The 11,854-nt window shown below is 38.4% G+C and carries 14 protein-coding genes and 1 tRNA gene; 11 read left to right on the forward strand and 4 right to left on the reverse strand.

Annotation, left to right across the window (positions count from 1 at the left end; all coding sequences use genetic code 11):
* Window positions 1-12: 12 nt before the first annotated feature.
* The gene (locus EGC86_RS14575) at window positions 13-213 is read left to right on the forward strand and encodes a hypothetical protein (RefSeq protein WP_123778032.1); all 201 of its coding nucleotides are present in this window, start codon (window positions 13-15) and stop codon (window positions 211-213) included.
* 264 nt (window positions 214-477) lie between these two features.
* Here EGC86_RS14575 and EGC86_RS14580 read toward each other — a convergent pair whose 3' ends face one another.
* Window positions 478-1,071, reverse strand: coding sequence for a P-loop NTPase family protein (locus EGC86_RS14580; protein WP_123778033.1), 594 nt, complete (start codon window positions 1,069-1,071; stop codon window positions 478-480).
* A gap of 212 nt (window positions 1,072-1,283) precedes the next feature.
* Here EGC86_RS14580 and EGC86_RS14585 point away from each other — a divergent pair, with 212 nt between their 5' ends.
* The 5 genes from EGC86_RS14585 to EGC86_RS14605 all read left to right on the forward strand — a co-directional run bounded on the left by EGC86_RS14585 (window position 1,284) and on the right by EGC86_RS14605 (window position 4,149).
* Window positions 1,284-2,102, forward strand: coding sequence for an integrase family protein (locus EGC86_RS14585; RefSeq protein WP_123778034.1), 819 nt, complete (start codon window positions 1,284-1,286; stop codon window positions 2,100-2,102).
* Window positions 2,103-2,136: 34 nt separating this feature from the next.
* Window positions 2,137-2,487 carry a tyrosine-type recombinase/integrase gene (locus EGC86_RS14590; protein WP_245423165.1) on the forward strand — a complete coding sequence of 117 codons (351 nt, stop codon included), beginning with the start codon at window positions 2,137-2,139 and terminating at the stop codon, window positions 2,485-2,487.
* 93 nt (window positions 2,488-2,580) lie between these two features.
* Complete coding sequence (locus EGC86_RS14595; protein ID WP_123778036.1) at window positions 2,581-2,970, forward strand: hypothetical protein; 390 nt, start codon at window positions 2,581-2,583, stop codon at window positions 2,968-2,970.
* A 19-nt stretch (window positions 2,971-2,989) separates the two neighbouring features.
* A complete protein-coding gene (locus EGC86_RS14600; RefSeq protein ID WP_123778037.1) occupies window positions 2,990-3,466 on the forward strand; it encodes a hypothetical protein in 477 nt (158 codons plus the stop codon).
* A 509-nt stretch (window positions 3,467-3,975) separates the two neighbouring features.
* Window positions 3,976-4,149, forward strand: coding sequence for a YMGG-like glycine zipper-containing protein (locus EGC86_RS14605; RefSeq protein WP_123778038.1), 174 nt, complete (start codon window positions 3,976-3,978; stop codon window positions 4,147-4,149).
* Window positions 4,150-4,478: 329 nt separating this feature from the next.
* Here EGC86_RS14605 and EGC86_RS14610 read toward each other — a convergent pair whose 3' ends face one another.
* Window positions 4,479-5,426, reverse strand: a complete 948-nt coding sequence (locus EGC86_RS14610; protein ID WP_123778039.1) for a hypothetical protein — start codon at window positions 5,424-5,426, stop codon at window positions 4,479-4,481.
* A gap of 273 nt (window positions 5,427-5,699) precedes the next feature.
* On the opposite strand from EGC86_RS14610, the gene EGC86_RS14615 reads away from it, so the two are divergent.
* From EGC86_RS14615 to EGC86_RS14635, 4 genes are all read left to right on the forward strand, one after another.
* Window positions 5,700-6,839, forward strand: coding sequence for a tyrosine-type recombinase/integrase (locus EGC86_RS14615; protein WP_123778040.1), 1,140 nt, complete (start codon window positions 5,700-5,702; stop codon window positions 6,837-6,839).
* Between the two features lie 208 nt (window positions 6,840-7,047).
* Window positions 7,048-7,275: a hypothetical protein gene (locus EGC86_RS14625; RefSeq protein ID WP_123778042.1), complete on the forward strand. Its 228-nt coding sequence runs from the start codon at window positions 7,048-7,050 to the stop codon at window positions 7,273-7,275.
* 74 nt (window positions 7,276-7,349) lie between these two features.
* Entirely contained in the window at window positions 7,350-8,267 is a 918-nt protein-coding gene (locus tag EGC86_RS14630) for a hypothetical protein (protein ID WP_123778043.1), read from the forward strand.
* A 21-nt stretch (window positions 8,268-8,288) separates the two neighbouring features.
* Complete coding sequence (locus EGC86_RS14635) at window positions 8,289-9,911, forward strand: DNA polymerase (RefSeq protein ID WP_281047856.1); 1,623 nt, start codon at window positions 8,289-8,291, stop codon at window positions 9,909-9,911.
* A 333-nt stretch (window positions 9,912-10,244) separates the two neighbouring features.
* Here EGC86_RS14635 and EGC86_RS14640 read toward each other — a convergent pair.
* Window positions 10,245-10,329 (reverse strand) — tRNA-Leu (locus EGC86_RS14640).
* A gap of 398 nt (window positions 10,330-10,727) precedes the next feature.
* Here EGC86_RS14640 and EGC86_RS14645 point away from each other — a divergent pair.
* A complete protein-coding gene (locus tag EGC86_RS14645) occupies window positions 10,728-10,859 on the forward strand; it encodes a DUF3149 domain-containing protein (protein WP_011635995.1) in 132 nt (43 codons plus the stop codon).
* Window positions 10,860-11,045: 186 nt separating this feature from the next.
* Here the strand turns inward: EGC86_RS14645 and EGC86_RS14650 are convergent, their stop codons facing one another.
* Window positions 11,046-11,657: a superinfection exclusion B family protein gene (locus EGC86_RS14650; protein ID WP_123778045.1), complete on the reverse strand. Its 612-nt coding sequence runs from the start codon at window positions 11,655-11,657 to the stop codon at window positions 11,046-11,048.
* Window positions 11,658-11,854: the final 197 nt, after the last annotated feature.

An 11,854-nucleotide genomic window follows, 5' to 3' on the forward strand; every position in this document is an offset into this window, starting at 1 on the left:
AATGCAGATATTATGGAAGATGAATTTAAAGAAAAGCTTTTAGAAATGGATATTCGCGATGTATATCAACGCTACTTTCTGGGTCATGATGTATGGCTCTTCCGTAAACACCTTAAGACAACAAACCATGCTCAAGAATATGATAACTTGAAACTTTTCATGTCTAAAGGACTTGAATTGCATGTTAATAACATAGCTAATTTAAGCATGTAAGAAGTATACAACTTTAAAAGCAAACCATGTTAAATCGTAAGATAACCGATTATCTTACGATTTATGTAGATTCTTATTTGAGCAATGGTTTCAATAAGCTTCTCACTAACCCACTCACAGTACTATCGCTACCTCTTATGTAAGCCTTCAAAATAACAGTCTCCTCAGGACACAAATAAAAGCTTAATCGAACTTTTTTTAGATGAATTTTTTCAGGTCTGCCACCAATAGATTGGTCAATACTTGCTAGGCTTGGTAGCTTCATTATCGAGTCCCCAGTTTAATGATTTCGTCATACACTAACTCATGCATAATACGAGTCTTGTTGAGCTGAAACTCACCGTGGTCGTTATGAATATTCTGGTACCAATCATCGCCATCTTTAGCGACACGTTCGAACAGAGTCGTCGTTCTAATCCCATACACAATCAACTCACCAAGCACACTTTGTAACTCTTGCACTGCGTCATCATACTTATTTTGTTTAATGTAATTATTAATGATAATTACGATAGGTTTACCGCTGGGTTTGACTAAGTTATATGTTTCAATACTAGCCTGAATGCTTCGAGGGTCTGTCATCGTAGGAATAACAATTACGTCACACAACTTCGTGGCATGTGACACCTTTGGGTCGATTTGGGAGTACATGGCACCAAAATCATAAACTGCATTTTGTATCTTAGAATAAGCTAGTGGGATTACCTTCTTGTTATATTCTATTTGGATTGCCTTACTGTTATTACAAGTCACAAGGTCATTCGTAATATAGCTACCATTAGTATAGCTAGCTAAGTTTAGCGCGATTGAGCTTTTCCCAACCCCACCTTTTATTGACACGACAAGACATCTCATCATTACTTTTCCTTAAAATAAACCAGTCCGAATCTGAACTAATTGATTGTTAGAAAAAATAGGTACCTAACTGGGACTTTTGGGGTACCACAATTTGATGCCGTTTCAAAAAAGAAACGATATAAAGTAACTCAATATAAAAAACAATGACTTACCGAAGTAAAACCTATGTAAAACATATATTAGTATCTTGATATGTAATCAAGGAGTCATATATGAATAAGAAATTTAAATTCACCACTGCCCTTCTAAAATCACTCCCGGCCAATGACCCGCGCTCTAAATCAACCGAATCAGAATACAGCGATACTGAAATAACAGGCTTCAAATGCTTGTGTGGGAAAACCGGTTCCAAACGTTTCCTGCTTCGATACACTTTTTATACACGTAAGACTTCAATTGCTATCGGTCGGTTTCCTGATATTGACCTTGCTACTGCTCGGAAGATTGCTCGAAACTTTAAAGTTGATATAGCTCAAGGCATTGACCCCAAAAGTCATCGTATTGAGAAAGAATGTGAAATGCAGGTACCCACAGTGGCTGAGTTCTTCTTTGAAACTTATCTACCATTAGCCAAACAGCGTAAACGAACCTGGAAAGATGATTTATCCAGATTTTCACTCTGTAAAGCAATTCATGATGTGCCGTATGACAAGCTCACACCACAACAAGTATTGAATATTCAATTGGATTTGAGCAATGAATGTGATGAACATAAGCGTTATGCAGCAGCCACACGCAATAGGGCAATAGCCCTACTTAAAACCATGGGGAAGCAAGTAGAGAAATATTTAGGCATCCCAAATGTGGCGATGAAGGTGTCATTATTACCGGAGAATAATGCTCGTACTCGGTATTGTGATGTGTCTGAAACAAAGAGCATTATTGCTGCTGCACTGAAATATCATTGCAAAAGCGTGGGGGGCTATATTTCCTTATTATTCCTTACGGGGTGCCGGATTAGCGAACTACGATTACGATTATGGACTGATGTTGATTTAGTGAAAAAAAACATTACAAATACCTCGAACTAAGAACGGTTCTTACCACATCATTTATCTATCAGACATGATGATTGATATTATTAAGACCCTACCTAGAGTCACTAATAACCCATATCTTTTTGCTGGAAATAAAGTTGGTAAACCAATATCTGAGTCATGGCGAGCATTTAAGGAGATAAAAAATAACGCCAATATCAGAGACCCCGAGGAAGTCGTATTTCATACAGCACGTCACTCAGTAGCATCTAACCTAATATCTAATGGCACCGATATCAGCGCAGTACAAAAGCTATTAAACCATCGCTGTATTGAATCCACATTACGGTACGCCAAGCTTAGTGAGGCTAAGCAACGTGAAACCACACAATATTTATCAACAATGATCCAAGACTACAATCCGCTAGACCCGCGATAACAATCACCCGCAGCCTTAAACTCACAAAAATACCACCCGTTTAGCCCCTTACCATTATAGGTAAGGGGCTTTTTATTTATGGAGTAAAAACACATGAAACGAATAAGCCAAATTAATCAAATTTCGACGTTGAATTTACCTTATGACATTTCAACTGCGTTGACGATTCACTTAGAAAGTTGCTTCGAGCATAAAAGTGAAGCCGAACACTTTTGGGCCGAGTATGGAACCTTTCTCATATTAATTGAAGAAACTGACTGTCCTGAATGGATAGGAAAAATGGATAAAAAAGACGATTACTGGCTTGATTCTGTGATCAATTTCCCAGAGTACGTTCTCCTATTAGGAACCACTCAACCCTATTTGTTGGCTTTATCAATCATTGATGATGCGGGTGCAGGAGCATACGTATTAATCCCTCTTTCACACAATTCACCTTGTGTTGCCACCTTAATAAACCATTTAAATAACGCTAATACTTAACTCAACCGGAGAAATACTAATGTCTAACAAGCAAAAAACGAACCCACAGACCGATAAAACTTTAAGTGATGCAGCGATGGCACAGCCTAATAGCCCTTTAGACGGGTTCACCCTATTGGTGAGTGATGGCCGAGCTTTAAAGTTGAGTCCAAAAACTAAGAATCATGTGTTTTACCAAATAGGCATTAAAGATGATGATAAGACACTTCACTTACGAATGAGCGGAAATGAGGGCGGAGGCCTTCACTCTAAAGAATGGGTATCATTTGATGCGATCACCGCGATCCTTGATGACCAAAAAGATAAAGTCATTAAAAGCACCCTTTTAAAACCCGTATTTAAGGGAGGAAGTGCTAACAATTGTGGTTTCATGGCGGCAGTGCTTCGCAGTAATGCCATTAACCTATTAATGCAGTCTGCGAAGAGTGTATTTGTGCATTGCCTAGCCGATGAATATGACGAGAACAAAGCCAAATTACTCGGCATGGTTAAATAAACAACTGTTTCATACATTTCCTACTGACAACAGTTCCCCCTAAGAGAACCAAACGAGTGCTTATTATTAACCATAATAATGGCTTGATTAGCCGCCACCAACGAATTGCAATTAACTAATTTATCCCCCCCCCCTCCCCCCTATGGTCATTACATGACAAAGAAATGGTAAATGTACGTTTGATGAGACAGTCGTGTCCTCATCGCACTGAATTAACCAGCAAGTCGACTTCTCTCGGTTAAAAGGGAACGAACCAATAAGGCATCTACAAATGAGGAATTTAGGCCCGTTCTACGAAAACGATTTGGTACGAATGCGAAAGCCAAAAATCGGTAAAACAGGAAAGGAACAGGAGGGATTTAACGTGTTAAAGCAAAGTTTTATACCTAACTTGATATTCCTTACCGGACAACACGTAATGAGGTGGTGTGTCTCCAGGGAAGGCTCAAACGCAAAGGATACTGCACCCGTCGCCAAAAAAGTGCGACATTAAAAATGAGGTAATAAAAATGATACAACGAGATGAGAATGATAATTCGAAAATAAATGCACAAGGTAGATCAAAAGGGGCCGTACAAGGTGCAATGACTGGGGCATTAATTGGCTGTCGATTTGGGCCCGTAGGCTTAGCTGTTGGGACGGGTGTTGGAGGGGTTCTAGGCTATCTTATTGGTGACGAATAATAAGTAAATTTCGATATAAAAAGATAACATTTTACGTTATCTTTTTTTTGTTTTCGTAATTACCCTTTCAATAATACGCATTTAAAACAAATAGATAGATGGGATCGCATTAGTGACGTTGGGGATAGTATAGGTAGTATGATTTTTTTATAGAAACAAAAAAACGGAGGTAAGCAACGAAGACTGTAAATATTTATACTTTAATAGTCCGTTTTACTAGAGATGTGGCAATGCGAAGCATTGGCGCATCCGCTCGCGACAGCGAGCCACATGCGCAGCGTTATCGCGCGCACTGACAAAGGTATTTTACAGGCTCTTTTTTAATCTTATTATTCTCTTTTTCTTGAGTAAATTGTCAGTTCATCTTCTGCAATATCGGCTGTAGATGATACTAATGAGAAAATAAGTGTATCCATTACATATTGGTTTTCAGCATTTTTAATCAATTGCATACTTTTCCTATCACTCACAGCTTTGGATATGTGGGTTAATGCTTGTTTAGAACATGATAACCAATACAAATTAGCAACACCCCACATAACTAACCCACTGTATTCTTGATGGTTAAATCTAAAATACTGAGCAGATGCGCGCCTAATCGGAGCGAGAACATTTGAAGACTGTTGTAACTTTTTAGTGTCATAACGTTTCATCAAATCAGATATTTCTTTCTTAGTGTGACTCGTTCTACTCAACAACCAGTGAGCTAAAACATCATTATCTAAGTCGCTATGAATTTTACATAGCCTAACCAATTTTAGTATTTCACTTTCACTGAACTGACAAATAACTGATTGATAATGTGTACATTTAACAAATGATAAGCGCGCTCGTTCTATCCCGTTAATTGACTCGACTATGGTTTTTTCAATAAGCCCCCTAGCTTTCCGAATCCATTTAATCTGTATTTTTTGAACGCTATTATCGAGACTCAAAGGGGTAAATTGCCCTTTCTTATTGCGATTTCGGGGAAGGAGTTTTTCTAATTGAATATCGCCATTTTGACTAAAGCTAATCATCAGAGTGTGGTTTTTAAAAAACGTATGCGTTGTATTAAATAGCTTAACGTTTTTACTATCAGATCTAATTAACTCATCTAACTGATTAGGTGGGACTAGATATTTTTGAAGTGATGCCGCTTTCCTAACAGCTGAATACACTTTGATTGCATCGCTGGGACTGATACTTAATGTGAAACACAGTGACGACCACACCGCTATAGAGATGCACTCATTCCGACCCCCGTCTAAATAGGGCAATAACAGATTAATTTCCATTTTTTATCATATTGCCTTTACATAAATACGCTTTATATAGATTGAATCATACCTTTTAACACCAGTAATTCCGACCTGTTTTCATAGCCGTATTCAAAAACCCCTACTCTGCATGGTATTGCAGGGCTAGACGTTTTAGCCCTTTAAAACATTAGTCTAAAGCCATTTTACACACAGTTATTTCTGATAAATCCAGCTCTCATCTGGGCGTTTTGAATTTATATAAATCTACTTATATTTAACGCACAGAAAACGACACGGGAGGGCTGATACATGGCTATGAAGACAATCGACGTCACCAAATTATCCCTAGAAGAGTTTCAATTAACAGGCTCTTTTGGGGAGGAAGCAAAGGCCACTAACGATAAACGATGGCGAATTTGGAAGCGAAAGAAAGGACTCTCACTGGGGTTTGAACTGCACCATATAGGCAAAGTGAGGCGTGAGGTCATCGGGCGATATGGTGATATTTCTTTAACGGAATATAAGCGGGCAGTGACGCTAGTCATTGCAGAAGCACAACTTAGTCGGTTTAGACCGACAGCAATCACTTTCGATGAATATTTTGAGTCATCTTTCCTTGAATACAGTAAGCGACATCATAGAAATCAGAAGTCGATTTTATGTAATTACAACCGCTTATCTCGGGAACTAAAAGGTAAGGATTTAGACAAGATAAAACGAGGTGATATCGAATCTGAATTAAATCGGCTAAGGGAGAAAGGTTTATCAAATGCCAGTTGTAATCGGGTATTAGCCATGGTGAAGAAGCTTTTTAACTTGGCTCTGGCAGATGAATTAATTATTACATCAGGGGCGAAGCACATTAAGCCGCTCAAGGAAACATTCAAGCCGTCCATATCATTGAGTGATGCAGTTTTTGGGCGATATGTTGGTTTAGCGCACCGAGAAAAAAATACGATCCACGCTATGGCATTGATATTAGATGCTGCTACTGGGTGTCGAATTGGCGAGATTATGGGCATTCGTTTAGGGGATATATCAGACGACCTAAGCAGTTTCCTGATTAGAGACACTAAAAATGGCGAATCACGGACTGTTTGTGTGGGAGAGACAGGAAGCGAGGCAATTAAGGTAGCGATGAAATTCAGTTTTAATGAATTTTTATTTAGTAGTAACAGAACAAGCACAGGGTTCATTGGGTACCCACGGGGCGTACACGCTCGAATAGTTAACGAATTAAATAAGGAGTTCGATATGGAAATGAAAATTAATATCAAAGATTTACGCTCTACTGTAGGCACGAAAATCTATGAGCAGACGGGTGACATTAAGGCTGTACAGCAGCAATTAGGACATAAAACGATTGATCTTACCGCTAGGCGATATATCCACCCTAGCCAAAAACATCAAATGAAGACAGTTAACGGCATTAACGATTTTTTCAAATAGAGGATAGAAGGTATGGAACTGAATAAAGCGTGTTACACGCTCAAAGAGCTGGCTGAATTGTTAAGCCTAAATCCAAAAACATTAGCGGTAAATGTGACCAGAAGACCGCACACAATGCCCGTACCTATTCGTATAGGTCGGCAAGTACGGTTCACAAGTGAATCAATTTTACAATTCATTAACGATCAAAAATAAAGGAAAAATATATATGTCTAATAAAACGGTTATTCGCTGCGATTGTGTGTTCTTTTATGCGGAAGATGTAGCTAACGTAAACCTCATGGCTAAGGGGGTAGGAGTTAATAATCATCAGGGTCAATTAATCTTTTGGCATCCAGAAACTAATAAAGATCAGGCTAAGAAGGTAGCTAATGCATTGACTGATGCAGTGCTAGGTAAAAAAGCTATTGATTGGGATAGTTTAATCCAAAAATAACCCAAAAAAACAGATTATATCTTTAACAAAATGCCTCGATTAAGTCGGGGTATTTTTTTTGCGAGTAAATAAACATGATGATTAGACCTAGTACCCAAAAACAAAACGTTACTGAGCAACTATCTAGTTTTTTAACTACGTTAGTTATATCAATTGACGGAGAATATGTCCAAATCTCGGGCTCGGAAGTGAGATTACTCAGCTTACAGTATTGTGCACTACACAATGATAAAATGTGTTCTGGCATTATTCCTATAGAACGAGGAGAAGAAAGGCCAACATTTACAAAGTTTATTAGAGCAGCGATTGAGGATGCGATTAAAAGCGGAGTATTAGAGGTTTGGCCCGAAAAACTCATTGTCTGCGCCCACTTTTTACGTGCAGATTTAATGCACTTCAGTAATGCATTTTCAGACTTTGATGGAAAACTGCATGCTGTTAGAAACACAATGGTGAGTATGGAGGAAACCTATGGCATGGAAGTCGAGCTGACTAAATATCAAAGGGAAAAACTGAGAAAAACCAAGGGGGAAGCAGATAATGCATCAAACGCTTCGATAGGCACTGACGTTTTCAGTATTTATGATAAAAATCGTAACTATCACAAAGTTGAGATTAAGTTTTACGACACTATGTTAATCGCACCAACAGGACAAACCTTAGCGGATATTGGTGAATTAGTGGGGGTACCTAAGAAGGATATACCAGACCCTTACTCAATAGAGCGCATGGACGTGTTCCAAGATGAAGCGCCGAAAGAATTCGGCGAATATGCGGTTAATGATGCCGTTATTGCGGCTCTAGCCTTTAAGGGTTATCGACAGTTCTGTAGTGAAATGGGTCTACTCGGGCTTCCTTATACTATCGGTGGCGTCGCATTAAGCCTCTATCAGAAAAGTATCGGTTGTGATTTACCTGAATTATTTGGGCAAACCACTATTAAGAAAGAAATCTTTAATGGAGAAACGGGTAAGTTTAGAACCATTAAATAACTAGTATCAATTGATGATAAAATCGCGAGCGAAGAGTTTGTCAAAAACACCTACCATGGTGGCGTCAATAACTGCCACCAAATCGGTCCTACAACGATTGAGACTTGGTATGACTATGATGCACAATCCTGTTACACCACAGCTTTAAACGGCATAAAAACTCTTGACTACGCTAACACCTTCATGAGCACCAAATTAGAAGACTATTGTGAAGATGTTATGGGATTTGCTCGAGTAAAATTTGAATTCCCTAAAGGAACATGCTACCCGAGTTTACCAATAAGGACGGATAAATACGGCCTAGTCTACCCCCTTAAAGGTGTGAGTTGGTGTACCTCTCATGAGTTAGTTGTGGCTAACACAATGGGGGCAACACTTAAGATTTTACAGGGATTTGTGATCCCCTGGGCAGACGAAAACCATTATGTATTCCGTGAGTTCATGCAGCTTGTTCGTGCTAAACGCAAAGAGTACAAAGCATCCAACAATATTTTTTATGAAAAGCTTTGGAAAGAGATAGGTAATTCTTTATACGGCAAGCTGGCGCAAGGTTTACGCTGCAATAAAACGGGGTTTGATATTTTTTTACAGTACAGTAAGAAATTGCCGCCCTCTGCTATTACTAATGGTTATTATGCATCCTACACGACAGGCTTAGCACGGGCTTTGATGTTTGAGCAAATGGTAAGTATCGGTGATAAGTATGAAATTGTATCTGTAACCACTGATGGTTACCTAACTAACGCCCCAATGAGTGAAATTAAGCTAGATGGCTCCATCAGTAACCTATTTCGTAAATTTTTTCATGTGATGAATGGAAATACTACTGAAGAGATAATAGAAGAGAAACATCGTGTTATGCAGCTCATCTCAATGAAAACACGCGGCCAACTTACCGCTATTCCTATTGATACAAATCCCGTGTTAGCAAGAGCTGGTGTACAAGTTAGAATTAAAAAAAAGGATGAGAAATTAGGCAGCTTAAAACTAGACCAAAATGACTATTTTACGGGAGTATATCTAGGCAGAGAGCCTGGCCAAAAGCATGAAAGGAAGAGCTTAATATCTACGCGCAAAATGTTTACCCATCAAACAGACATGGTATCTGTTGAAACTGAACAGAGATTGAACTTAGAAGCTGATTTTAAACGAAATTTAGTCAATCCCAAGATGCGAGCCGTACTTGGTACTGAACATATCCATTTAGATACACAGCCCTTCGAGACAATAGAAGACATGCTATATGCCAGAATACGATTCGATGTCTGGCGTAAAAACAATTGCTTAAAAACATTAGTGGATTGGGACTCGTGGCAGGAGTTTTACCTAATGAGCCTTGCCTTATGTAAAATTAAAATGCGATTAAAGGATGGTGAACATTCTGGGCACTTACTCTTAAGGCTGTTTTTAAGGGCATACGGACAGGCAGAACTAGGTCTACAGGGTGATGAATACACACGTAAAGAGTTGGTAGCAAAATTCGCAGATTGGGGGTATAGCTACAAAACAAGCGATTTTACACCCGCTAAGAAAGCACCGTTATATCTGGGGGTAGTCCCCCGAACGGAACGTTCTTCGCATTTAGCATCTTTGCTTTTGTCTCTGTTTCCAGACTTTGATGTTGAGTCACTTTACTTCAATTAATAACGGTACTCGAAAAAAAAGGTATATTGACTTAGGAATATAAGGTGTAGAAACAGGGTGAGTACAAGAAAGTAAGGATTTAACATTGTTGAATATGATAGGTATATCAGCGGGCTAAACAAGAGGCTCTTTACTGTACTTAGATCCTGTTCGTCACACAAAAAGCACACAAAAAGACCGGAGGAGTGCTGGGTGGGGATTTAAAAAGGATATTGAACCAGCTGGTTTAAGATCGTAATAAGAAGAGAAAACAACGAGTATTAATGTTTAAGTAATTGATAACTCTAGAAACAACAAAGCCCCGGCGTTAGCTGAGGCTTTGTTATTTATATTTGGTACCTGAGGTCGGACTCGAACCGACACGCCGTGAAGCAGGGGATTTTGAATCCCCCATGTATACCAATTTCATCACTCAGGCAAAGACTTAGCAGCTATTTTAGCTTTGCAAAGTAATCTGATAAATCCAAATATCTTTGCAAAACAACACTCGTAATTTAACCCTAACTGCGAGCACTAAATTTAAAACTAACTAAACAGTAATTACTGCAAAAATCATTGTCACAATTAAGTGCTGGCGATTATACCGTTGCATTTCATAATGGCAAGCCCTTTACCTATTCTTTTCTATAAAAAACACTCAACTGCTCAAAAGTCATTCATCCCCCTCAATTGAGAAGGATAGTAGTTTTTTGTGAGCTAATTGGCAATTTTACACTAAGTTAACATCATGACGGCTGAAGATTGATCAAGATCAGTATAACGACGTTATTTTGACTTTATGATGATCGTGTCTTCACATTCTAAAGGATAAATATCATGGCATTTTGGTTAGATTTAATGTTTGGTAACGCGATAGGATTACTTTCTATGACTGTAATTTTTTGCACCTTTGGAATAATGTCTTATCTAATGTGGATGTTTATTGTGAAGTCTGCACCTACTAAGTGAGTCTCTTAATAGGCTAAGTTTTTTACTGCTTATTATTCATATTCAATATGGATACTTCCTTGTGAATGATACATTGGCGACAAAACACATGATGCGTTTTTATGCCAGAATGGGGGCCGTAAATGCCCCCATCTTTTTATTCATAAACTTATTCATCTACAGCACTATTTTCCGCGCTATTAGCTATTACACCGCATGCTTACGCGATTGAATCAATCCATTAATAAAATGTGGTCGCGTTTTAATCAAATGATTCATTTCTTCTGCACTGGGTTCACCCGCAGGTAAACGTAGTACATCACGATTTAAATAATTACGTGCTTGCATCGAAATTTTGTATTCAGCCGTTGGCCCTTGAATCGCGTAGTGACGCTCGTTTCCAAGCATTTCAAGTATACTGGTGTTAACTAAATTTTTAACCGCTAATTCATTTTGTGGCAAGGTTAAAATTGTTTGCCCTTGTAAAAAGAATTCCCGTAGCAAGGCTCTTTCAGCAGGGTCCAGCAGTTTCACTTTTGCGTCAATGGTTTCTACGGTACGTTTTTGACGTAAATATACGATTGCTTCATCGACGATAAAGGCAAAAATCTGACTTAAAAAATATGCAACCCCCATAATCAACCCTAAGCCAATAAACTGACCATATTGATGTACGAGTTGGTCTAATGATAAAAACGCCAATAAATCTTTAGGCGCAAACAATAAACTTGCACATGCTACGATAAGCCATGACATAGAACTTACGAACAAACGCTTACTATTCAATAACTTTATTGAACTTACTTTAATTTTCATCATAGCTTACCCGCAGTGTCAGTTTTTTGAGCTTACTAAGATAAAGCAAAATATATGCCAGAAAAATTAATTGATTAGCTGATATTTATTTATTTTTTCATCACTATATATTGCCTATCAGGCTATGCTTGAACCAAAGGTATGAGACTCGAACTAACACCAGCGAAATACATTGTAGAATCAATACTCTCATGAGTAGA

The organism is Shewanella frigidimarina (assembly GCF_003797125.1).
Classification (GTDB): domain Bacteria; phylum Pseudomonadota; class Gammaproteobacteria; order Enterobacterales; family Shewanellaceae; genus Shewanella; species Shewanella frigidimarina.

What these genes read in the sequence shown, in the direction of transcription:
- EGC86_RS14580 (WP_123778033.1), bottom strand. Translation starts at nt 1,071, where the DNA reads ATGATGAGATGTCTTGTCGTGTCAATAAAAGGTGGGGTTGGGAAAAGC.
- EGC86_RS14630 (WP_123778043.1), top strand. Translation starts at nt 7,350, where the DNA reads ATGATGATTAGACCTAGTACCCAAAAACAAAACGTTACTGAGCAACTA.
- EGC86_RS14585 (WP_123778034.1), top strand. Translation starts at nt 1,284, where the DNA reads ATGAATAAGAAATTTAAATTCACCACTGCCCTTCTAAAATCACTCCCG.
- EGC86_RS14625 (WP_123778042.1), top strand. Translation starts at nt 7,048, where the DNA reads ATGTCTAATAAAACGGTTATTCGCTGCGATTGTGTGTTCTTTTATGCG.
- EGC86_RS14645 (WP_011635995.1), top strand. Translation starts at nt 10,728, where the DNA reads ATGGCATTTTGGTTAGATTTAATGTTTGGTAACGCGATAGGATTACTT.
- EGC86_RS14595 (WP_123778036.1), top strand. Translation starts at nt 2,581, where the DNA reads ATGAAACGAATAAGCCAAATTAATCAAATTTCGACGTTGAATTTACCT.
- EGC86_RS14605 (WP_123778038.1), top strand. Translation starts at nt 3,976, where the DNA reads ATGATACAACGAGATGAGAATGATAATTCGAAAATAAATGCACAAGGT.
- EGC86_RS14600 (WP_123778037.1), top strand. Translation starts at nt 2,990, where the DNA reads ATGTCTAACAAGCAAAAAACGAACCCACAGACCGATAAAACTTTAAGT.
- EGC86_RS14610 (WP_123778039.1), bottom strand. Translation starts at nt 5,426, where the DNA reads ATGGAAATTAATCTGTTATTGCCCTATTTAGACGGGGGTCGGAATGAG.
- EGC86_RS14575 (WP_123778032.1), top strand. Translation starts at nt 13, where the DNA reads ATGGAAGATGAATTTAAAGAAAAGCTTTTAGAAATGGATATTCGCGAT.
- EGC86_RS14615 (WP_123778040.1), top strand. Translation starts at nt 5,700, where the DNA reads ATGGCTATGAAGACAATCGACGTCACCAAATTATCCCTAGAAGAGTTT.
- EGC86_RS14650 (WP_123778045.1), bottom strand. Translation starts at nt 11,657, where the DNA reads ATGATGAAAATTAAAGTAAGTTCAATAAAGTTATTGAATAGTAAGCGT.
- EGC86_RS14590 (WP_245423165.1), top strand. Translation starts at nt 2,137, where the DNA reads ATGATGATTGATATTATTAAGACCCTACCTAGAGTCACTAATAACCCA.